This is a genomic window from Tropicimonas sp. IMCC34043 (genome assembly GCF_003390845.1).
In the GTDB taxonomy this organism is placed as follows: domain Bacteria; phylum Pseudomonadota; class Alphaproteobacteria; order Rhodobacterales; family Rhodobacteraceae; genus Tropicimonas.
Window position 1 is genome coordinate 14,723 of sequence record NZ_QMEK01000008.1, and the last position, 22,519, is coordinate 37,241.

Here is a 22,519-nt window from a genome sequence, read left to right on the forward strand (position 1 = left end):
CGCGGTTTGGGGTCAGTCGGCCGATTCGGGGATCTTGCCGATGTCATCGAGGTTGCGTTGCAGCGCCATCCGGTCGAGCGATCCGATGGGCAGGTTGACGAAGATCGAGATACGGCTGCGCAGCATCCGATAGGTTTCGGCGAAGGCAAAGCGCCTCATGGCTTCGGTGCCGCCGGCCTTGACGGGATCCGGGACCCCCCAATGCGCCGTCATCGGCTGGCCCGGCCAGACCGGACAGACTTCTGCGGCGGCGTTGTCGCAGACGGTGAACACGAAATCCATCTGCGGCGCATCGGCCGCGGCGAACTCGTCCCAGCTCTTGGATCTTGCGAAGCCGGTGTCGTGGTTCAGGCCCCGCAGCAGGTCGAGCGTGTAGGGATGCGGCGCTGATTCCGGATTCGATCCGGCGGAGAAGGCCTTGAACCGGCCCATCCCCTCGCGGTTCATGATCGCCTCCGCGATGAGCGAGCGGGCAGAGTTTCCGGTGCACAGGAACAGAACGTTATAGGCATCTTTGGTCATCTCGCCCTCCTAACAGGCACAGCCAAGTTCCTTGATGACGGGTTGGCAGATCTCGGGACGGCCGCCGCAGCAATCCTCCATCAGGAAGGCCAGCAGGCCGCGCATCCCGTCCATGTCGGCGAAGTAGCGGATGCTGCGACCCTGCCGTTCGAACCGGATCAGACCCGCCTGGGTCAGGATCGACAGATTGGCCGACATGGTGTTCTGGCGCACGTCGAGCGTGTCGCTGATGTCGCCGGCCGCCATGCCCGTCTCGCCCGCCTTTATGAGCAGGCGGAAGACATCGAGCCGGGTCGACTGGCTGAGTGCGGCAAAGGCGCTGAGGGCATTTTTCCTATCCATATATCGTGAACTATTGATGGAAAGGAGGGCTGTCAAGCCGCAAACACCTGCCTCCCGTTTGCCACGAGAGAAAGCAGGCTCGATCCAGGTCTCCCGGGGGATCAGACGGGCGCGGGGCAGGGTCGCTATATTCGGCGTTCAGGCGCCCTGACCGGCCTGTCGCCGTGACGTCGATGCTGCGGCGGTCCGAAAGGTCCGGGCCGCCAGGCCGCCTCAGGCCAGCCGCTTCGCCGTCTGCTCGGCCATGGCTGTCAGGATCATGCAGCAGGACGTGGCGCCCGCATCGAGCACGCCCCGCGACCGCTCGCCCAGCCGGCTGGCGCGGCCGATCTTTGCCACCATGTCGAGCGTGCTGTCGCGGCCCGCCTCGGCGGCGGCCGTCATCGCCCGAAGTGCGGCCGGGAAATCGTCGCCCGCAGCACAGAACGCGTCGACCGCCGGGAACAGCGTGTCGAGAAGCGTCTTGTCCCCGACCTTGGCCGACCCGATGGCAACCACACCGTCGCGCCCGGCCGCCAGCATGGCGCCAAAGGTCCGGACGTCGATCTGCTCCTTGCCCTCGATCACATCGGCCATGTCGGCAAAGAACATCCCGTAGAGCGGCCCCATCGAGCCGCCGATCTCGGACATCAGCACGTCCGACAGCGTCATCATCGCGGCGTCGAGCGTGTCCGCGTCGGTGATGCGTTCGGCCGCCCGGCCAAAGCCCTTGGCCATGTTGTTGCCGTGATCGCCGTCGCCGATCTTGCCGTCGATCTCGGACAGATAGCCGCGGTTCTCGACGATGACGGCGGCGACCTCGCGAATGATCGCGCCGGCACCTGCGTTGGCGAATGTGCTCATCCGTTCACCCCCATGGCAGGCGTCGCGACGTCGTGGTCCAGAAGCGCCTTCAACTCGTCGTCGAGCTTCATCACCGTCAGCGTCGCGCCCATCATTTCAAGCGATGTGAAATAATTGCCGGCGAAACCGCGATAGGTCGTGATCCCTTGCGCGGCAAGCTGCGATTCGATGCGGTCGTACAGCACGTAAAGCTCGTTCACCGGCGTCGCGCCAAGCCCGGATATCAGCACGCAGACCTCGTCGCCCGTCGCCAGGTCGTGATCGTCGAGCACGATCTTCAGCATGTCGTCGGCGACCTCGTTGGCGGATTTGAGCTCGGTGATGTTCACGCCCGGCTCGCCGTGGTGGCCGATGCCGAATTCCATCTTGCCGGGTTCGATCTGAAAGTTCGGCTTGCCGTTGGCGGGCAGCGTGCAGGGGGCAAGCCCGACGCCGATCGACCGGGTGGCGTCGATGGCCTTCTGGGCCGCCGCCTGAACCTCGGCGGCACTGGCGCCGAGGGCCGCCTTGGCGCCGCCGATCTTCCACATCAGGATCTCGCCCGCCACGCCGCGCCGCTTTTCACGCTCGGCGGCCGGGGCCGAACAGACGTCGTCGTTGGCAACGACCGTCAGCACCTCGATCCCTTCCTTCTTTGCCATCCGCATGGCCATCTTCACGTTCATGTTGTCGCCGGCATAGTTGCCATAGAGCACACAGACGCCCGCCCCGCCGTTGGCGGCCTTGATGGCGTCGAGAAAGCTCTTGGCCGTGGGCGAGGAGAACAGCTCGCCGACCGCAACCGCGTCCACCATGTTGCGGCCGGTATAGCCGATGAAGGCAGGCTCGTGGCCCGATCCGCCGCCGGTAACGACCCCGACCTTGCCCTGCACGGGCGCGTCCCTCGATACAACCACGCGGTCGTTCGCCGGGTCGAGCCGGACGAGATCGCTGTGGACCTTCACAAACCCCCGAACCGTTTCTTCGACGATTGCATCGGGGTCGTTCACAAATCTCTGCATGGCACTTTCTCCAGGGACACGTCTCGGGTCCTCACTTGATGGTGTAACCGCCGTCGATCAGCAGATCGGCGCCGTTGATCATGTCGGCCCCGCCCGAGGCGAGGAACACCGCAGCGGCCGCGATTTCCTGCGGCTCGGCGAAACGGCCGCTCGGGATCAGCGACTTCATCGCCTCGCCCTTGGGACCGGCCCAGGCCTTCTTGCCAAGATCGGTCATCACCACCGTGGGCGAGATCGTGTTGACGCAGATGCCATGCTTGCCCCATTCGAGCGCCATCACCTTCGACATGCCGATCACGGCGAATTTCGAGGTGCAATAGGCGACGTGCTCGTCGATGGCGACGCTGCCGGCCTGGCTGGCGATATTGACGATCTTGCCGCCGCCCTGGGCGATCATCTGGCGTCCGACGGCCTGCGCCATCATGAACGATCCGGTCAGGTTGACGTCGAGCGTGCGCTTCCAGGCAGCCAGCGAAATATCCTCGGCAGGCGCCAGATCGACGATGCCGGCGCTGTTGACAAGGATGTCGATGCGCCCGAAGGCGGCGATCACCGCGGCGACCGTTGCGGCCACGGACTCGGGATCGGAAACGTCGCAGCGAAAGGCCTTGGCGCCATTGCCGAGCGCCTTGGCCGACTCGGCGGCCTTCGCCTCGTCAAGATCGCACAGCGCAAGACGCGCGCCCTTGCCGGCATAGGCCTCGGCAATGGCCGCGCCGATCCCCGAGGCCGCGCCGGTGACAACCGCAATCTTGCCGGTCAGCGGAAAATCGAAATCCATGAGAGTTCTCCGGGTAGGGGGGAGGGCTGGCCCGGCTGGGGGCCAGCCCGAAGGCATCTTTACTGACGCTGGGCCAGCAGCGCGTCGACGTTCTCGGCGGTCACAGGCGTCCAGGGCACGTTGTATTCCTTGGCCTTGCCGTCTTCCCACGGCATGTCGGGATACAGCGCCCAGATGTCGGACATCGGCTGGTAATCCCCGTCCTTTGCCGCGTTGATGGCAAGGTCCAGGGCGCCCTGTGCCTGCGCGCGGGCATCCTGCAGGATCGAGGCCATTTCGCCGCTCTTCACCGCCACCAGCGCGTCGGTCACCCCGTCGATGCCGGCAATGACGAAATCGTCGACGTTCAGGCCGACGGCCTTGATCGCCTCGATCGCGCCAAGCGCCATCTCGTCGTTCTGGCCGATCACGCCGTTGATCTCGCCCGGGTGCGCGGTCAGCCAGTTTTCCATCAGCGACTGGGCCTCGGCGCGCGACCAGTTGGCGGTCTTGCGTTCCAGAACCGTCACGTCAGGGCAGGCCTCGAGCGCCTTCAGATTGCCCTCAAGCCGCTGGATCTGGGCGGATTGGCCGATCGGGCCCTCGATGATGACCACGTTGCCTTTGCAGCCGATGGCATCGAGCACGTATTTGGCCTCCATCATGCCCGACTGCACATCGTCCGAGCCGACATAGGAGGTCAGCAGGTCGCTGTTCACCCGGGTGTTCGAGCCAAACACCGGGATGCCCGCCTCGGATGCCGCCTCGACCGCTGTGGCGCCGGCCTCGATGTCGATCGGCACGAAGATGATGCCGTCGAACTGCTGGGTGATCATCGTCTCGAACTGTTCCTGCTGGACCAGCGCGTCATAGCGTCCGTCGAAGATCGTCAGATCGACGTCGCCGGCAACGACGGCCGGGTGCTGTTCCAGCGCCTCCGACCAGATCTGCATGAACTCGCCCTTCAGGCCATAGACGGCCGCGCCGATTTTCAGCGGTTCGGCTTGCGACAGCACAGGTACGGCGGCAAGCGCCATGGCAGTCGACAAGCGCAGGATTGCGTTTCTCATCTCGGGTTTCTCCTCCCATTGGTGATAATGTGCCCGACGTGCCGCAGGTGCCGCCGGAACGGCCGGACGGACGCTTACGCCCGCCGGTTTCGCGACTGATCGAGCAGCACGGCCGCCACGATCAGGATGCCCTTGATGACCTGCTGGTAGTAGGATTCCACCCCCATCAGATCGAGACCGTTGTTGACGACGCCGATCAGAAGCGCGCCGATCAGGGTGCCGGTCACGGTGCCGACCCCGCCCAGCAGGCTGGTGCCGCCGATCACGACCGCCGCGATGGCGTCAAGCTCATAGGCGACGCCCGCCTGCGGCAGCGCCGATCCGGTGCGCGCGGCCAGGATCATCCCGGCAAGGCCCGCAAGCCCGCCCGAGATCACGAAGACCGCGATATTGATCCGCGTCACGTTGATGCCCGACACGGTCGCCGCATGCGGGTTGCCGCCCGCGGCATAGACCCGGCGCCCGAACCGCGTGTTGGTCAGGACGTACCACGAGACGAGGAAGACCAGCGCAAAGATGATGACGGGCAGGGGGACGCCTGCGACATCGCCGGTGCCGATCCAGCGAAACGAGTCCGTCAGCGCCGGGATCGGCCGCCCGGTGGTATAGATCAGCGTCAGCCCCCGCGCCGCCGACAGCATGCCAAGCGTCGCCACGAACGCCGGCACCCGGTAGCGTGCGACCAGCACGCCCGAGATGCCGCCTGCCGCCATGCCGACCGCCATGCCGACGGCGATGGCGATCACCGCCGGATAGGGCGTGCCATAGACGCCCTGTGTCGCCGATGTGGTCGCAAACGAGGCCGCGACCGCGCCCGCAAGCGCCACCACCGATCCGACCGACAGGTCGATCCCCCGGGTCAGGATGACAAAGGTCATGCCGATGGCGAGGATGCCGTTGATCGAGGTCTGGCGCAGGACGTTGACGATGTTGCGCGGCGTCAGGAAGTATTCGTTCGCAAAGGTCAGCAGAACGCACAGGATAAGCAGCGCGATCAGGATCCCGAACCGCTGGATCATCACCGAGGTGTTGGTCCATCCGGCGCGCGCCGCGGACACGGTCTGCCCGTCATCAGCCTTGTCGGCATTGGTGGTGTGATTGGTCATTTGCCCCTCCTCGGGCCAACAGGTCGTGCGGTCTTCATGCCGCAAGGCTGACCAGTTTCCCGGCCGACATCTCTTTGCGGCCGAGCTCTCCTGCAACGCGGCCGTCCTTCATGACGATGACCCGGTCGGCCATCCCCAGCACTTCCTCGTTTTCCGACGAGATCATGATCACGGTTCCGCCTTTTGCGGCGAAGGCCGACATGACCCCATAGATTTCCTTCTTGGCGCCCACGTCGACGCCGCGTGTCGGTTCGTCGAGCAGCAGGATCTTCGGTTCGGTCATGAACCACTTGCCCAGCACGACCTTCTGCTGATTGCCGCCCGACAGGCCCGAAACCTCCAGCCGGTCGCTGGGTGTCTTGACCGAGAACAGATCGATCATCCGCGTGGCCGAGCTCTTTTCCGCCCCCGGCGTCATGCCGAGCAGCGACGACAGTTCGACAAGGCTTGCCATGCACAGGTTGTTGCGCACCGAGGCCTGCAGCACGAGGCCGCTTTCCTTGCGGTCCTCGGTGACGAACGAAATCCCGTAGTGGATCGCCTCTGCGGGGGATCTGGGCGCAATCAGCTTGCCGCCAAGGTGGATAGTCCCCTTTGTGTGACGCGTCATGCCGAAGATGCGTTCGAAGATCTCGGTGCGCCCCGATCCCATCAGCCCGTAAAGCGCCAGGATCTCGCCTGCATGTACCTCGAAGCTGACGTCGCGCACGCCATTGCGGCTGTCGATGCCGGACACGGCAAGCGTCACCTCGTCGCTCGGGTGGTTTTCCTTGACGAATTTCTCGGCCAGCGGGCGGCCGACGATCAGGTGGATCAGATCGTCCTTGGTGACATCGGCAATCCGGCCGTCCTGCACGAAGGCGCCGTCGCGAAACACGGTATAGGCATCGGCGATGTCGAAGATCTCGGTCAGGCGGTGACTGACATAAACGACGCCCTTGCCCTGCGCCTTCAGCCGGCGGATGGCTTCGAAAAGCTGCTCGACCTCGCTTTCGCCAAGCGCCGAGGTCGGTTCGTCCATGATGATGATCTGCGCGTCATAGCTGAGCGCCTTGGCGATCTCGACCAGCTGGATCTTGGCAACGCTCAGGTCCATCATCCGGGTGGTGGGCGGAATGTCGAACCCGAGCTTGTCGAGCAATTCCTGCGCATGGGCGTTCATGGTGGCAAAATCGATTCGCCCGAAGGATCGCAGCGGTTCGCGGCCGAGGAAGATGTTTTCGGCCACCGTCATCGCCGGTACCGGGCTCAATTCCTGCTCGATGATCGAGATCCCGTTGGCCAGCGCCTCGCCGGGCGAGGAGAACGAGACCTCGCGGCCGTCGCGCAGGATCACGCCGCCATCCCGGCTCTGGATGCCCATGACGATGGTCAGAAGGGTGGATTTTCCGGCGCCGTTGCCACCGCAGAGCGCGTGAATCGATCCGGCCTCCAGCCGAAAGCGCCCGTCGCTGAGTGCTGCAACCCCCCCAAAGGACTTTTTAAGTCCTTTCACCTCAAGCAAAACGTCCGCCAACGTGCCCCTCCCCGGATACGATTAGTGCTTCCGCCGTATTGATTATCCAAATGTATATCGTTTAATGACATTTGTCAAATACATGTATTCACCTGTTTTGAGATCTGTCCGCTCGCCGGGCGGTTTTGTCGGGAATCCTGGCGCCGGCCCGTGATGCTGCCGTTGGGTCAAAGACGCGGGGGAGGTCAACGCGAAGCGGCCCTGCCGGGCATCGGCGCGGGTGCGGAACCGATGCGCGAATCGACGGCGAACATCGACGGCGAGCGCGGCGTTTCGAGCCACCGTGCTTGCGCGCATTCCGCTCGCCCTGGCCCTCCACCTGTATCCCGGTGCTGTCGATGGGGGGTGCAGGGGCCGCTGCGATCCGACACTTCCAGGCGACCGCAGAAGGCAAGACGTTGCGTTACAGCCAATACTGTTTGAACCGATTCAGACACATGAATAGACCCTTCGGCAACCGCCGCTTCGAAAGCGATCGGAGCGCCCTTTTCCGGCAACGCCGGAGCCGTCGATCAGGCAGATATTCGGTCAGAATTAAAATCTGCGGACGCTAACACTGATCAGCCTCAGGCCTGTCGCGGTGCAGCATAATTGAATGCGACGACTCACCGGGTCGAGCAATCACGCTGCACTAAAGGAATAAAAGAATGCCAATTTTCCGACGAAGAAGCCTTGCGGCTGCGGTTGTCCTATTCGTGCTGCCTGCGGCAGCGAATGCGGCGACTGTCACGTTCGACAGAGATCTGTATGCCGGTCAGTTTGTAAGCGAGGGCAGCCTTCTTTATCCCGATGCGTCCATCGAATACCGATATACCGCGCTGGAAGATCTTGTCATATCGTCGTTCGCGCTGTCGGCCACGGGAAACAGCTCTGGTCTCGATGTGAACGAAATCCGGTTCGGCTTTTCCTTGCCCGGGACGGATAAGTTCACGACATCAATGGTTTCGGGGGCGTCGTCCTTCGGCGGCGCATTCCTTCCCGGCCGGTCGCTCACGGCTGGCGATGTGTTTTCCGTTTTCTTCGACGACGGAATCACGAATCCGGTTGCCGTGACCTTGTCATTCCAGCCTGCGGCGGCACCGGCTCCAATTCCGGTTCCGGCCTCTGCTGTGCTGCTTGGATCGACAATCCTCGGGTTTGGCGCCTTTGCTTCGCGCAAGCGGAGGAAACAGCGCCGGAGCATCCCGGCCTGAGACATTGTTGATGCCGGGCGCCGGGAAACCGGCGTCCGGTCCAAGGGCAGCGCCTCTTTCCGACGTCGGTCGGTTATGATGATGCGAACGTTCTCTTTTGTGGACCTTTGCAATCCCACCGTTGCAATTGGATCTCTTCTGGGGGCGGTCGCATCTTCAAAGCCAACTCACCCCCCGAATAAAGCCAATCCCGTGGTGCCGAGCCAGTCCGGCGCCGCGGCTCAGTCCGCGCGGCTTTTGTCCGGTGCCCGGCTGCGGATCAGCGATTTTACCAGCGGCAGCAGGATCAGCGCCGCGGTCGCGACGACAAAGCCGCAGGCGATGGGACGTTCGAGAAACACCATCGCATCGCCGCGCGAGATCAGCAGGGCACGCCGCAGGTTGGTTTCGATCAGCGGCCCGAGGACAAACCCCAGAAGCAGCAGCGCCGGGCTGAACGAGGCCAGCGTCAGCGCATAGCCGATGGCGCCGATCCCCGCGACCATGGCGATGTCAAAGGTCGCGCCGCGCACCGAATAGACGCCAAGGCAGACAAACACGATGATCGCGGGATAGAGCCAGCGGAACGGAATCCGCAGGATCGACACCCAGACGCCGATCAGCGTCAGGTTGATCAGCAACAGGAAGATGTTGCCGATCCCGAAGCTTGCCACCAGACCCCAGAACATGTCGGGCCGCGATTGCAGCATCATCGGGCCGGGCTGCACCCCGTGGATGACCAGTGCCCCCAGCATCAGCGCCATGATCGGATCGCCCGGAATCCCCAGCGTCAGCGTCGGCACGAAAGCGGTGATCGAGGCCGAGTTGTTGGCCGCTTCCGGCCCCGCGATCCCCTCGATCGCGCCCTTGCCGAACCGCTCGGGCGTGCGCGAGATCCGCCGCTCCAGCGCATAGGCAAGGAACGACGAGATCGTCGATCCGGTGCCGGGCAGCGCCCCGAAGAACCCCCCCAGCGCCGCGCCGCGCGGGATCGCGGCCGTCATGCGGCGGATGTCGTTGCGGGTCGGGACAAGCTGGCGCAGGCTGACCCGCGCGGGTGGGCCGCGGCGTTCGGCGATGGGGATATTGGTGATGACCTCGGCGACGCCAAAGAGGCCCATCGCCAGCGCCACCATGTTGATGCCGTCCATCAGCACCGGCTGCCCGAAGGTCAGGCGTTGCGCGCCCGAGTTCACATCGGTGCCGACGCAGCCGAGGATCAGCCCCACCACCACCATGGCAAAGTTCTTTGCCGGACGCTCCGAGCCGATGGTCGAGGCCGCGACCAGCCCCATGATCATCATCGCGGCATATTCCGCCGCCCCGAACAGGGTCGCCATCCCGGCCAGCCATCCGGCCAGCACGACGAGCACGACAATGCCCAGCATGGAGCCTGTGAAGGACGAGATCATCGAGGTGAACAGCGCAACCCCGGCGCGGCCCTGCTGTGCCAGCGGATAGCCGTCGAGTGTGGTGACGGCCGATTGCGGCGTACCGGGCAGCCGCAGCAGGATCGAGGCCACGGCGCCGCCATACTGTGCGCCGTAATACACCCCGGCCAGCATCACCAACGCCGCCTCGGACGAGATGTAATAGGTGATCGGCAACAGCAGCGTGATCGCCGCCATCGCACCGATGCCGGGCAGCACGCCGACAAACGTGCCAAGCAGCGCGCCAAACAGGCTGTAGATCAGGATCGACGGCTGCAACGCCACCGACAGCCCATGCGCCAGCCCCTCGATCGTCGTCATGTCATCGGCTCCACGGCCAGACCGGGATGGTCATCTTCAGCGCCAGGATGAAAATCGCCCAGGTCAGCAAGGTGACCGCAAGCGCCAGGATCAGACGCCATGCGATGCCCTTGCCCGGGGCAACGGAACTGGCGACCAGCGCGCAGATCGCCGTCGTCGCGACAAGGCCGATCCGGTTCATCAGCACCGCGAACAGCAGCAGGGCTGCGACGATGCCCAGCATCTCGCGCCAGGCAAAGGGGCGGCGGTCGCCCTTTCGCCAGTACGCCGGGACGGCAATGAACCCGCCAAGGATCGCCAGAATGACCCCGAGCGAGACCGGAAAGAACCCCGGTCCCATGCGGCGCAGGCTGCCGATGTCATAGTGCAGGGCCGCATAGCCCGCCACGACAAGGCCGAATGCCGCCAGCAACCCGCCCCACAGGATGTCGAGGTAATCGCGCTGCATCCGCCTGATCGCCGTCCCTGCCGTTTCGCGCCGCTCAGTTCTGCGCTTCGGTCTTGTCGATCACGGCGCCCCAAAGCGCGGTGTCGGTCTCGATCCGTGCGGCCAGATCCTCGGGCGTTCCACCGGCGGTCTTCCAGCCCATCGCCAGCAGCTTGCCCTGCAGATCCTCGTTCTCGAGGATCGCATCGATCTCGGTGTTCAGCCGGGCGATGATTGCGGGGTCGGTGCCGGCGGGGGCGATGAAGGCATTCCACAGCTCGGCGCGGAAATCGTCGGGCAGGCCCGCCTTGCCGGCCAGCACCGGAACGTCGGGGACCAGAGGGAACACTTCGGACGAGGTGATGCCGAGCATCTTCATGGTGCCCGCCTCGACATGCGGCACGGCGGCGGAAGGTGCCATGAAGCCTGAATCGATCTCGCCCGACAGGATCGAGGTCGTGACCTCGGCATAGCTCTGGAACGGGATGTGGAACAGCACGATCCCGGCGTCCGAGGCGAACAGCTCGGCCGTCAGATGCGCGCCCGATCCCTTGCCGACCGAGCCATAGCTGATTTCGTCGGGCCGGGCCTTGGCATCGGCAACGAAGGCGTCGACGTCATCGGCGGGAAAATCGGCGGCGACGGCCAGAACCAGCGGGCTCGTCGCGATCAGGGTGATCGGCGCCACATCGGTTGCCGGATCATAGCCGAGATCGGGGATCAGCCGCTGCGCGGTGGTCAGCGGCCCGTTGATCGTGACGCCAAAGCTGTAGCCATCGGGTTTCTGCGCCAGCATCTGCTGCACGCCAATGACACCGCCGGCGCCGGGCTTGTTTTCGATCACGACCGGCTGGCCAAGGCTTTCGGCCAGCGGCTCGGCGATCAGCCGGGCGATGGTGTCGGGCGAGGAGCCCGCCGGAAAACCGACATAGACATGGAGCGGCGCCGAGGGCCAGTCCTGCGCCATCGCAGGCGCGGCGGCTGCGGCGATCCCGAAGGCTGCGATCATCAGACTGCGGCGGCTGATCGTGGTAAGCATGGCGTCTTCTCCCTCCTGCGAAGCCGGTCTGGTCTGGCCCGGCATTATTGTGCCGCGTCAATGCCACCGGTTTCGGCAAAGGTCCATGCGACCTGTCCGGTCCTTTTGGTCAAATTCGGGGATTCAGGCCACCACAGGGGTGCCCCGTCCCGGCGGTGGCGGCGATCCGGGGGCCTAGGCGCCCTGAGCCGCAGCCGCCATCGCCCCATCCCGCGCGTCGCCCGATATCGCCTGGATCAGGTTGTCCTCGGTCACCTCGTCCGAGGTGAAGGTGCGGATCATCTCGCCGTGGTACATGGCGATGATCCGGTCGCTGACATGCAGGACCTCGGGCATCTCCGAGCTGATCACGATCACCGCATAGCCATGGGCGGCGAGGTCGCGGATCAGGTTGTGGATCTCGGATTTCGACCCGACGTCGATGCCGCGCGTCGGTTCGTCGACGATCAGGACGGTCGGATGCATCGACAGCCACTTGCCGATGACGATCTTCTGCTGGTTGCCGCCCGACAGGTTTCCGACGATCTGCCGCCAGCTTGGCGTGCGGATGTCGAGCCGGTCGCGGTACTGATCGAAGATCGCCACCTCGGCGCCTTCGGCGACGAAAGGTCCGGCAGTCAGGTCGTCGATCTGCGGCAGGGTCATGTTGTCCCGGCAGTTCATGCCCAACACCAGGCCTTGGGTCTTGCGATCCTCGGGCACCAGCGAAATGCCGTGGGCGATGGCATCGGCGGGGGAATGGATGCGCACCTTCTTGCCGTCGAGCAGGATCGTGCCGGCAGAGGGCTCTCTCAGCCCGAACAGGGTTTCGGCAATCTCGGTGCGGCCGGCGCCGACCAGACCGTAAAAGCCCACGACCTCGCCCCGGCGCACCTCGAAACTGACATCGCGATAGAAATGCCCGCAGGACAGGCCGCGCACTTCGAGTGCCACGTCGCCCAGTTCGGAATGCCGGTCGTTGCGGGTAAGGTCGAGCGAGCGCCCGATCATCAGTTGCGTGATCTCGTCCTGATCGGTCTCGGCGGTGACAAGGGTGCCGCGGTACTGGCCGTCGCGCAGCACGCTGATCCGGTCGGTCATCTTGAAGATCTCTTCCATCCGGTGCGAGATATAGACGACCCCGACACCGTTTGCGGTCAGATCCGCGATGACATCGAACAGCACCACCTTTTCGGCATCGGTCAGCGAGGCGGTCGGTTCGTCGAAGATGACGGCCTTTGCCTTCTGGGTCAGGGCGCGGGCGATTTCGACCATCTGCTGATTGGCGATGGACAACTCGCCCACCCGGGTCCTGGCGTCGAAGCCGACGTTGAGCTTGCCGAGGATCTCGTTGGTGCGGGCATAAAGCGTCGCCCAGTCGACCCGGCCGAAGGATTTTCGCGGCAGCTCGCCCAGATAGATGTTTTCGGCAACCGACAGTTCCTCGGCGAGGCTTAGCTCCTGATGGATGAACACGATGCCCTTGGCCTTGGATTCGAGCGGCGTGGCCATGACGACGGGTTTCTCGTCGACAAAGATCCGGCCCTCGTTCGGCTGATAGATGCCGCCGATCACCTTCATCAGCGTCGACTTGCCGGCGCCATTCTCGCCCATCAGCGCATGAACCTCGCCCGGCAGCACGCTGAAGGACACGCCGTCGAGCGCGCGGACACCGGGGAAGGTCTTGACGATGTTTTCAAGCCGGAGGACGGGGGGTTTCTCGGTCATACTCTCAGTGCCTCCTTGCCCTTGATGTTCAACTGCCGGTCGAGGAACAGCACCGCGATCAGGATCAGGCCGATCACCAGATTGACGGTCTCGGTGCCCGCCCCGATGTGGCCAAGGCCCTTGCGCAGCAACTGGATTGCCACGACCCCGCCGAAGGTGGCGAGGATCGACCCCGACCCGCCGCTCAGCTTGGTGCCGCCAAGCACCACCGCCGTGATCGCCCAAAGCTCGTAAAGCTGCCCGTCATTGGGGTTCACCGACCCGCTTTCGGAATAGAACACGACGGCGGACAGCGCGGCCAGAAAGCCGATGATCATGAAGTTGATCATCATGTGTGGCCCGACCCGGATGCCCGCGTTGATCGCCGCCTCGCGGTTGTCGCCGATGGCAAAGGCATTCCGGCCATGCACCGTGCGGTTCATCAGATACCACAGCGCCGCCGTCACCACGATCAGGAACCATGTCGGCGTGTGCAGCCCGAAGAACTGCGCCTCGGCGAAATCGACAAGCGTCCAGTTCAGATGCGAGGTCGGCTGTTCGCCGTTGTACATGAAGACCAGCCCACGATAGCCGAGCATCGAGCCAAGCGTGACGATGAAGGCGTCGACCCCGGTCTTCCACACGATCAGCCCGTTCAGCGCGCCCAGCAGGATGCCGGTCAGCAAGGCGAGCGCCCAGGCGACCGGGATCACCCAGTTGCCAAGCCCCGCGAAGATCGGCCAGCTCATCGAGTCGAGCAGCACGATACCGCAGAGCGCGAACGTGGCGCCGACGCTCAGGTCGATATTGCCGTTGATCATGATGATCGTCATGCCGATGGCGACGATCCCGATCGGCGCCGATTGCTTGAACAGCAACAGCATGTTGTCGAAATCCATGAAGGCCTTGTCCGACAGCGACAGGAATTCGCCCGCGACCGAAAAGAAGATCAGTTCCAGGACGATAAAGCCCCAGATCGCGCCGCCCTTGAGGAATTTGCTCAGTGTTCCGGGTGCCATGGGTGCCTCCTGCTTCACGCGATGGCCGACAACAGCCGGCCCCGCTTGGCCGCGATGTCGAGCCATACGGCAAGGATGATGATGATCCAGGTGACGACGTACTGGACATAGAATTGCAGACCGACCAGAAGCAGCCCGTTCTGGATGAAGCCGAGGATCAGCACGCCGATCACAGTCTTGAAGATCGTGCCCGATCCGCCCATCAGCGAGGCGCCGCCAAGGATGATCGCCGCCAGAACCTCGAGCTCCAGCCCCTGTCCGACGGTGTTCTGGCTGCCAAGCGAGCGGCTGGCCTGCATAAGCCCGGCGGTGGCCACGCAGAGCGACGACATCAGATAGCAGAAAAACACCACCCGCGCCCGCCGGATGCCCGAGAACGTGGCCGCAACGCCATTGCCGCCGACGGCATAGACCTTGCGCCCGAACGGGGTCTTGGCCAGCACCGTGCCGAGGATCGCGGCCAGCAGCGCGAAGATCAGGATCGGGACCGGGATGCCAAGGATCGTTCCCTGACCGAAGACGCCGAACCAGGTGCCCTCCTTGTCGGCGATGTCCATGTTCTTGCCGCCCGAATAGGTCAGCGTCAGGCCGTGGATCGCAGACAACATGCCAAGGGTGACGATCAGCGAATTGAGCTTGAGATAGCCCACCAGAAACCCGTTGAAGGCACCTAGCGCCAGCGTCATCGCGAACATCGCCGGAATGGCCAGCCCCGGCCCGATCGCGTCATGCAGATCGAGCACGACAATGGCCGAGAACGACATCATGGAGCCGACCGACAGGTCGAGATTGCCGCTGATGACGACAAAGGTCACGCCAAGCGCCATGACCCCGAGGATCGCCGAGGACCGGATGACGCCCATGATATTGTCGGGGGCGAGAAAGCGGTTATTGGCAAGCGTGAAGCCAATGATGAACAGCACGAAGGCGATCAGAATGCCTTGTCGTGCCAGAAACCGGCCGATCTGTTCCTTGCTCATGCCTGTCGCCTCCTCCTCCTGCCTCGGTCCGCTGGTGCGGCCGGGCCTGTCCCCTGGGGCATCCGTCATCGTTTCCTCCCGACCCTGGCGGTTCTTGCAACCGGGCAGGGATCAAACCAGTGTCATCCCGCCGTCGATCATCACGATCTGTCCGGTCATGTAGTCGCTGTCCGGCGAGGCAAGGAACGTCGTCGTTCCGGTGATGTCCTGCGGTTTCGCGACCCGTCCCTTCAGGATCTCGGCGGAGAACTCCTCCATCGCCTGACCCGGACGCGCGGCGGCGCCGATGGCCATCAGATCCTGATCGACCTGTTCCCACATTTCGGTCGCCACGACGCCGGGGGCAAAGCCCGTCACCGTGATGTTGTGCTTGGCCAGATCGCGCGCGCCCGACTGGGTCAGCGACACGACGGCCCATTTCGAGGCGCAGTAGGGCGCCACATTGTCGAAGCCCTGACGGCTGGCAATCGAGGCGGTGTTGATGATCTTGCCGCCGGTGCCCTGCGCGATCATCTGGCGGGCTGCCTCCTGCATCCCGATCATGCAACCCAGCCCGTTGATCCCCATGATGAAATTCCAGTTGTCCTCGGTCACGTCCAGAAAGTTCATCGGCCGGTTGACGCCGGCATTGTTGAACTTGACGTCGAGCTTGCCGAAGGTCTCGACCGCGTGGGCCACCATGGCGCGCACCTGATCGCGGCTGCGCACGTCGACAGCGGCATGTGTTACCCGCGCGCCCGTGGCCCGTGCCGTGGCGGCGTTGTCATCGGCGACGGCGGCAACCTTGTCGCCGTTGATGTCGGCAAAGCAGACGTCGGCACCCTCGGCCAGCAGCGCCTCGCCAATCGCGCGCCCGATACCTTGTGCTGCCCCTGTCACGATGCAGGAGCGACCAGAGACACGGCCCATGGCATCTCTCCCCGTTTTTGTCGTTTTGAAGAAATTGCGCGCGAGGTGCCGCAACACCCCGCGCGCCCGAGGGGATCCTAGAACACCGGCTTGGTGAAGTCGGCCATATTGTCCTGTGTGATCTTCGGCGTGTCGAAATAGTTCAGGAACGGCACGTCCTTGCCGTCCAGAATATCGGTCGCGGTCTTCAGCGCGGCCTCGGCATCGTCGACGGGGGATTGATAGATCGAGCCCCAGTAGTCGCCGTTCTCCATCGCCTCGTAGCCGACGGCAAAGTTGGTGGCGCCGACAAAGATGATGCCTTCGCGCCCGGCGGCCTTGGCGGCGTTCAGCGCGCCGACCCCCATGTTGTCGTCACCGGCATAGACGCCGTCGATGTCGTCGTATTTCACCAGGAAGGCTTCCATCACCTTCTGCGACTTCTCGCGGTTCCAGTCGCCCGGCTGGGTCTCCAGCATCGTGACGTTCGGGCAGACCTCGGGCAGACGGTCGTCAAAGCCCTGCTGACGTTCGATGGCGGTGGTATAGCCGGGCTGCCCCGAGATCTGGACGATGTTCGCCTCGTTCTCGATGCCCATCTGCTTGAACTTGTCGCACATGATCTCGGCCGAACGTGCGCCCTGGGTCACATTGTCGGGGCCCGAGAAGGACGCGACGAAATCGAACCCCGGCTCGGCGATGTTCGAATTGGTGACGATCACCGGGATGCCGGCCTTGTGGGCCTTGCGGACAGCCGGGATCACCGCCTCGCCGTTGGTCGGCCAGATGATGATGGCGTCGACCCCTTGCTGGATCAGGTCCTCCATCTGAGCGATCTGGCGGGCGACGTCGCCGCCGGCATCGAGCACGACGGCCTCGACATTCGGATTTGCCTCGGCTGCGGCGACAAAGGCCTTTTCATAGGTGGTCTGATAGCTGTCGACGCCCACGTTGTTCTGGGTGATGCCGATCTTGTAGGTCTCGGCCGCGGCCGCGCCGGCGATCGTCAGTGCGGTCGCGGCGGTGGTCGCAGCGAGTACGTTGCGAAGGTTCATTCGGTTCTCCTCCCGGGTCTTGCCGGTGTTCCAGTCCAGATCCTTGCTGGCCCCTCCCTGGGGTGGCCATGCGCTCATCCGACGATGCGGACGAATGCGTCAAGGATGCCGATTCTTGCCCATTCGGAATGCACGAAAAAAATCCAGTATGGATAAATTTTGATCCGATCCGGATAAATTCCCTGTACGTTTGTGGGGACATCTTGAGCATCTTTCGGGGGAGCGGCGCAATGTCCGGCACGAAAAAATCCAGAACGGAAACTTCGGCGGGACGACCGCCGCACAGCGAGAGAGGGGCGCAGGATCGACGAATGAACGTGTTGGGATCGCATACGCAGGCCCCGTTGGCCCCGCCGCAGGCGAATGCCGAGATTCTCCAGACCATATCCTTTCTGGAGAAATTCGGCGACGAGCTTGAGGGGACGATCGACCTGATGACGCCCAATCCGGTCATCCGGATGGCCCTGCACCTGGTGCGCGGGCATCTCGAGGGCAAGGTCGTGACGCCGACCTCGCTGATCGCGGCAAGCCACGTGCCCTATGCCAGCGGCAACCGGCGGCTGAAGGAAATGATGGATGCGGGGCTCGTCGAACAACGCCCGCGCACCAAGACCGGCAAGACCTTTTCGCTGCATCCCAGCCAGGCGCTGCTGGATCAATGGATGCAGCTGTCCGACCGGCTGCGCCGTCTGGCCGAAACCCAGTTCGGCCGCGGCCAGTCGGCCGCCGGGCAGGATTACTATTTCGGCGGCTCCTACATGACGGCGCAGTCGATCCCGCCGCTGCAGGTGCTGCCGCAGCCGCTGACCGTGCAGGGCGGGATCCGGGTTCTGGTGCATGGCGATCCGACCTTCATGGTCATGGACACGCTCAAGCGGCAGTTCGAACAGGTCATCGGCGCCCAGATCCATCAGCGCGCCTTTTCCATCGACCGGCTGCGCGACGAGGCGATCCGCAACGCCGAGCGTCCGGCCAGCCGCTATGACATCGTGGCGCTCGATCTGCCCTGGGTGGGCGAATTCGCCGAACGCGGCGTGCTGATGCCGCTCGACGAGGCGATGGATGTCGCCCGCCTCGATCCGGCGGATTTTCACACCGCCGGCTGGAAGGCGGCGCATTGGGGCGGCCGGCCCTATGGCGTGCCGGCACAGACGACGCCCGAGCTGCTGTTCTATCGCAAGGATCTGTTTGCCGAGGCCGGGCTGGAACCCCCCGCGACGACCGACGCGCTGCTGCAGGCCGCCCGAACCTTCTATGAGCCCAACCGGGGCCGATACGGCATTGCCTGGAATGCGGCGCGTGGCACGGCACTGGGCCATACCGTCCTGATGACCATGGCCGATTTCGGCCAGCCGGTGCTCGATCTTCCGAAGATCGCCGGGGGATTCGATACCGATCGTCTTGCCGAGGGCGGCTATCGCGCGACCATCGACACCGAAAGGGGCCTCAGAGCCGCCGAATACATGATGGAGCTGCTCAACTATTCGCCGCCCGACATCCTGTCGATGTCCTGGTACGAACGGGTCCGGCCCTATGCCGCGGGCAACGTCGCCATCGCCTATGGCTATACCCTGCTTGCGCCCTATTTCGAGCTGGACCAATCCTCGCCCGCCTGTGGCCAGACCGGTTACCTGCCGCATCCCGCCGGCCCCGATGCCGCACCTCTGGCACCTGTCGGCGGTTATGTCATGGGCATCCCCGCCAATCTGCCGCCAGACCGGGTGCAGGCGGCGGTCGAGGCGCTGCTGGTCTTCACCTCGCCGCAGGCACAGAAACTTTACATCCAGAACGGCAGCCGGACCAACCCGCGGTATTCCGTGGCGGCCGACCCCGATGTCAGCCGCGCCTCGCCGATCTTCGAGGCGGTGGACCAGATGTCCTGGCGCGACGAGCTGCAATTCTGGCCGCGCCCGCCGGTGCCCGAGATCTGCGACATCATCCAGATCTGCGGCGAGGAATTCCACGACATGCTGCGCGGGACCGCGACCCCGAAGCAGGCCCTGCGACGCGCCCAGGACCGGGCCGACAGGCTTATCAAACCCAGACGGTATTCGTGACAATCGAGGAGACAGCCATGGACCCCAATCGCCTTGAGGGCAAAAACATCCTGATCACCGGTGCCGCCCGCGGCATGGGTGCAACCAATGCCGAACATTTTGCCGAACAGGGCGCGAACGTGTGCCTTGGCGATCTCGACCTCGACATGGCGCAAAGCGTCGCCGACGGCATCAACGCGCGCGGCAACGGCAAGGCGATTGCCGTCAAGATGGATGTGACCAGGCGCGAGGATAACGCCGCCGCGGTCGCAGCCACGGTCGACGCCTTCGGCATGATCAACGTCGGCATCTTCAACGCCGGTCTGAACAAGCCGCGGTTTTTCATGGACATCGACGAGCCCAACTGGGACCTGATCATGACCGTCAACACCAAGGCGATGTGGCTTGGCATGCAGGAGGTGGCGCGCCAGATGATCGCGCAGGGCCCGCAGGAGCATGTCTACAAGCTGATCAACGTCGGCTCCATCGCCTCGCGCAAGCCGCTGATCGACGTCACGGTCTATTGCACCTCGAAATACGGCTGCCTTGCGCTGACCCATTGCGGGGCCGTGTCGCTGGCCGAACACAACATCACCGTCAACGGATATGCCCCGGGCGTCGTCGTGACCCCGCTGTGGGAACAGCTCGACAAGGACCTCGTCGACATCGGGTTCAAGGAGCGGAAGGGCCAGGCCTATGAAGACATCGTCAACAGCGAACTGAAGATCAAGCGGGTGTCCTATCCCGACGACATCAAGGGCACGGCGGCTTTCCTCGTCAGCCACGACAGCGACTACATGACCGGCCAGATGCTGCACATCGACGGCGGCTGGTGCATCCAGTAGCCCGCTGAACTTCACAAAACTCAACGCGTAACGGGCGGGGATCCTCCGCCTGAAGGAGGAATCATGTCCCGCGCCCTTACCCCGAACATCCTCAGCCCACAGGACCTCGAACCGCACTGGAACTGGGAGGGGCGGCTGCCCGCCTGGGGCCACTCATCGGTCGATTTCGAACGCCGGATCGACCATGACCGGCTGCGCCGCTATCGGCTGTCGCGCACCCGCAGGGCGCTGCAGGCCAGCGATTGCGGTACGCTGCTGCTTTTTGACGTCAACAACATCCGCTATGTCTCGGCCACCAAGATCGGCGAGTGGGAGCGGGACAAGATGTGCCGCTTCTGCCTGCTGACCGGCGATGATGCGCCCTATGTCTGGGATTTCGGCTCGGCCGCGGTCCACCACCGGAAATTCTCCGACTGGCTGGTCCCCGACCACTGCCGGGCGGGCGTTGTCGGCATGCGCGGCACCATCCCGCCCTCGTTCGGGCTGATGAAGAAATACGCCGAGGAAATCGCCGGCCTGATCCGCGACGCGGGCATGATCGACATGCCGGTCGGCGTCGACTACGCCGAAACCGCGATGTTCCATGCCCTGAAAGAGGCGGGGCTGAATGTCGTCGATGGCCAGCAGATCATGCTGTCGGCCCGCGAGATCAAGAACTGGGACGAGATCCAGTTGCTGACCCAGGCCGCCGCCATGGTCGATGGCGTCTATCACATGATCTATGAAGAGCTGAAGCCGGGCATCCGGGAAAACGACATCGTCGCGCTGTCGAACAAGATGCTTTATGAAATGGGCTCGGACGACGTCGAGGCGATCAACGCGATCTCGGGCGAGCGCTGCAATCCGCATCCGCACAACTTTACCGACCGGTATTTCCGCCCCGGCGATCAGGCGTTCTTCGATATCCTGCAAAGCTATCAGGGCTATCGCACCTGTTACTACCGGACCTTCAACATCGGGCGCGCGACCCCGGTGCAGAACGATGCCTATGTGAAGGCGCGGGAATGGATCGACGCCTCGATCGCGCTGATCCGGCCCGGCGTCACCACCGATGTGGTGGCAAAGGCCTGGCCCAGGGCCGAGGAATTCGGCTTCCCGGACGAACTCAGCGCCTTTGGCCTGCAGTTCGGCCATGGTCTTGGCCTTGCCCTGCACGAACGCCCGATCATCAGCCGCGCCGTCAGCCTGGAAAACCCGATGGAGATCCAGACCGGCATGGTCTTTGCGCTCGAAACCTATTGCCCGGCGGCCGACGGTTATTCCGCCGCGCGGATCGAGGAGGAGGTCGTCGTGACCGACAAGGGCTGCGAGGTGATCTCGCTGTTCCCGGCCGAGGATCTGCCGATCGCCAACCGCTATTGAAACTGCCCTGTCGGGGTATGTCCCCGGCAGGACAGGACACCCGGATCGCAAGAAGAATGGAGGGGGCCTTTGTCCCCCGCAGGAGGACAAGATGGCCAAAGCGCCGAAGCAGAACGCGGAAGACTACCTGCGCATGTATCGCCAGATGGTGCGCATCCGCACCTTCGAGGACAACGCGAACCAGCTTTACCTCTCCGCCAAGATGCCGGGGCTGACCCACATGTATTCGGGCGAGGAGGCCGTGGCGGTCGGGATCTGCGAGGCGCTTCGCGTCACCGACAAGGTCACCTCGACCCACCGCGGCCACGGCCATTGCGTCGCCAAGGGCGCCGATTTCAAGGCGATGTTCTGCGAGTTGCTGGGGAAGGAAGAGGGCTATTGCCGCGGCAAGGGCGGATCGATGCATATCGCCGACCAGTCGAACGGCAACCTTGGCGCCAACGCCATTGTCGGCGGCTCGATGGGGATCGCGACGGGGGCGGCATTTTCGGCCAAGCTGCTCGGCAAGGACGACGTGACGGTCTGCTTTTTCGGCGACGGCGCCACCGCGCAGGGCCTTTGGTACGAGGTCATGAACATGGCAGCCCTCTGGAAGCTGCCCGTGATCTATGCCTGCGAGAACAACGGCTATTCCGAATACACCCGCACCGAGGAGATTGCCGCAGGCTCGATCACCGCCCGCGCCGAGGCGTTCGGGATCGAGGCCCATCAGGTCGACGGACAGGACGTTCTGGCCGTGAATGCCCTGACCGACGGTCTGGTTGCGCGCGCCCGCAAGGGCGAGGGGCCGTTCTTCATCGAACTCAAGACCTATCGCTATCACGGGCACCATGTCGGCGACATCAACCGGGAATACTACCGCTCGAAGGACGAGGAAAAGGACTGGAAGGAAAACCGCGACCCGATCGTGCGGTTCCGCGGCTGGCTGGTCAGCGAAGGCGTCGCCTCCGAGGACGAGATCGAGGCGATGAACGCCGAGATCAAGGAGGATGCCTCTGCCGCCGTCCAATACGCGCTCGCCGCGAAATACCCCGATGTCAGCGAGGTCGACATGCACGTGTTCACCGATGTCGAACACGCGCTGGCCTGAGGAGAATGA

The 22,519-nt window shown here is 64.0% G+C and carries 21 protein-coding genes; 5 read left to right on the forward strand and 16 right to left on the reverse strand.

Annotated features, from left to right (window positions below; all coding sequences use genetic code 11):
* Positions 1–12: 12 nt before the first annotated feature.
* From DQG17_RS19910 to DQG17_RS19945, 8 genes are all read right to left on the reverse strand, one after another.
* On the reverse strand, positions 13–522 hold the full coding sequence (locus tag DQG17_RS19910; protein ID WP_116134632.1) for an arsenate reductase ArsC: 510 nt from the start codon (positions 520–522) through the stop codon (positions 13–15).
* Between the two features lie 9 nt (positions 523–531).
* On the reverse strand, positions 532–864 hold the full coding sequence (locus tag DQG17_RS19915) for a helix-turn-helix transcriptional regulator (RefSeq protein WP_116134633.1): 333 nt from the start codon (positions 862–864) through the stop codon (positions 532–534).
* A gap of 213 nt (positions 865–1,077) precedes the next feature.
* Entirely contained in the window at positions 1,078–1,707 is a 630-nt protein-coding gene (gene dhaL, locus DQG17_RS19920) for a dihydroxyacetone kinase subunit DhaL (protein ID WP_116134634.1), read from the reverse strand.
* Positions 1,704–2,708, reverse strand: coding sequence for a dihydroxyacetone kinase subunit DhaK (locus DQG17_RS19925; protein ID WP_116134635.1), 1,005 nt, complete (start codon positions 2,706–2,708; stop codon positions 1,704–1,706). The genes dhaL and DQG17_RS19925 overlap by 4 nt, the downstream gene beginning before the upstream one ends.
* Before the next feature lie 31 nt (positions 2,709–2,739).
* Positions 2,740–3,489 carry an SDR family oxidoreductase gene (locus DQG17_RS19930; protein ID WP_116134636.1) on the reverse strand — a complete coding sequence of 250 codons (750 nt, stop codon included), beginning with the start codon at positions 3,487–3,489 and terminating at the stop codon, positions 2,740–2,742.
* Between the two features lie 59 nt (positions 3,490–3,548).
* Positions 3,549–4,538 (reverse strand): substrate-binding domain-containing protein, encoded by a 990-nt coding sequence (locus DQG17_RS19935; RefSeq protein WP_116134637.1) that lies wholly within the window; start codon positions 4,536–4,538, stop codon positions 3,549–3,551.
* Positions 4,539–4,612: 74 nt separating this feature from the next.
* Positions 4,613–5,644, reverse strand: a complete 1,032-nt coding sequence (locus DQG17_RS19940; RefSeq protein ID WP_116134638.1) for an ABC transporter permease — start codon at positions 5,642–5,644, stop codon at positions 4,613–4,615.
* 34 nt (positions 5,645–5,678) lie between these two features.
* The gene (locus DQG17_RS19945; protein WP_116134639.1) at positions 5,679–7,160 is read right to left on the reverse strand and encodes a sugar ABC transporter ATP-binding protein; all 1,482 of its coding nucleotides are present in this window, start codon (positions 7,158–7,160) and stop codon (positions 5,679–5,681) included.
* Positions 7,161–7,807: 647 nt separating this feature from the next.
* Here DQG17_RS19945 and DQG17_RS19955 point away from each other — a divergent pair.
* Positions 7,808–8,353 (forward strand): hypothetical protein, encoded by a 546-nt coding sequence (locus tag DQG17_RS19955; RefSeq protein WP_116134640.1) that lies wholly within the window; start codon positions 7,808–7,810, stop codon positions 8,351–8,353.
* 221 nt (positions 8,354–8,574) lie between these two features.
* Here DQG17_RS19955 and DQG17_RS19960 read toward each other — a convergent pair whose 3' ends face one another.
* The 8 genes from DQG17_RS19960 to DQG17_RS19995 form a co-directional block, all read right to left on the reverse strand.
* On the reverse strand, positions 8,575–10,083 hold the full coding sequence (locus tag DQG17_RS19960) for a tripartite tricarboxylate transporter permease (RefSeq protein WP_116134641.1): 1,509 nt from the start codon (positions 10,081–10,083) through the stop codon (positions 8,575–8,577).
* A gap of 1 nt (position 10,084) precedes the next feature.
* Complete coding sequence (locus DQG17_RS19965) at positions 10,085–10,531, reverse strand: tripartite tricarboxylate transporter TctB family protein (RefSeq protein WP_116134642.1); 447 nt, start codon at positions 10,529–10,531, stop codon at positions 10,085–10,087.
* Between the two features lie 34 nt (positions 10,532–10,565).
* Positions 10,566–11,549, reverse strand: a complete 984-nt coding sequence (locus tag DQG17_RS19970) for a tripartite tricarboxylate transporter substrate binding protein (RefSeq protein WP_157973696.1) — start codon at positions 11,547–11,549, stop codon at positions 10,566–10,568.
* Between the two features lie 174 nt (positions 11,550–11,723).
* Positions 11,724–13,256, reverse strand: coding sequence for a sugar ABC transporter ATP-binding protein (locus DQG17_RS19975; protein ID WP_116134644.1), 1,533 nt, complete (start codon positions 13,254–13,256; stop codon positions 11,724–11,726).
* A complete protein-coding gene (locus DQG17_RS19980; RefSeq protein ID WP_116134645.1) occupies positions 13,253–14,254 on the reverse strand; it encodes an ABC transporter permease in 1,002 nt (333 codons plus the stop codon). The genes DQG17_RS19975 and DQG17_RS19980 overlap by 4 nt, the downstream gene beginning before the upstream one ends.
* 14 nt (positions 14,255–14,268) lie before the next feature.
* Positions 14,269–15,234 (reverse strand): ABC transporter permease, encoded by a 966-nt coding sequence (locus DQG17_RS19985; RefSeq protein ID WP_116134646.1) that lies wholly within the window; start codon positions 15,232–15,234, stop codon positions 14,269–14,271.
* 111 nt (positions 15,235–15,345) lie between these two features.
* A complete protein-coding gene (locus tag DQG17_RS19990) occupies positions 15,346–16,143 on the reverse strand; it encodes an SDR family oxidoreductase (RefSeq protein ID WP_116134647.1) in 798 nt (265 codons plus the stop codon).
* A 77-nt stretch (positions 16,144–16,220) separates the two neighbouring features.
* Positions 16,221–17,177, reverse strand: a complete 957-nt coding sequence (locus tag DQG17_RS19995) for a sugar ABC transporter substrate-binding protein (protein WP_116134648.1) — start codon at positions 17,175–17,177, stop codon at positions 16,221–16,223.
* 311 nt (positions 17,178–17,488) lie between these two features.
* Here DQG17_RS19995 and DQG17_RS20000 point away from each other — a divergent pair, with 311 nt between their 5' ends.
* The 4 genes from DQG17_RS20000 to DQG17_RS20015 all read left to right on the forward strand — a co-directional run bounded on the left by DQG17_RS20000 (position 17,489) and on the right by DQG17_RS20015 (position 22,510).
* Positions 17,489–19,234 (forward strand): ABC transporter substrate-binding protein, encoded by a 1,746-nt coding sequence (locus DQG17_RS20000; protein WP_116134649.1) that lies wholly within the window; start codon positions 17,489–17,491, stop codon positions 19,232–19,234.
* Positions 19,235–19,251: 17 nt separating this feature from the next.
* Positions 19,252–20,058, forward strand: a complete 807-nt coding sequence (locus DQG17_RS20005; protein ID WP_116134650.1) for an SDR family NAD(P)-dependent oxidoreductase — start codon at positions 19,252–19,254, stop codon at positions 20,056–20,058.
* A 63-nt stretch (positions 20,059–20,121) separates the two neighbouring features.
* Positions 20,122–21,420, forward strand: a complete 1,299-nt coding sequence (locus DQG17_RS20010; RefSeq protein WP_116134651.1) for a Xaa-Pro peptidase family protein — start codon at positions 20,122–20,124, stop codon at positions 21,418–21,420.
* Between the two features lie 91 nt (positions 21,421–21,511).
* Positions 21,512–22,510, forward strand: coding sequence for a thiamine pyrophosphate-dependent dehydrogenase E1 component subunit alpha (locus DQG17_RS20015; protein WP_116134652.1), 999 nt, complete (start codon positions 21,512–21,514; stop codon positions 22,508–22,510).
* The last annotated feature ends 9 nt before the right edge of the window (positions 22,511–22,519 follow it).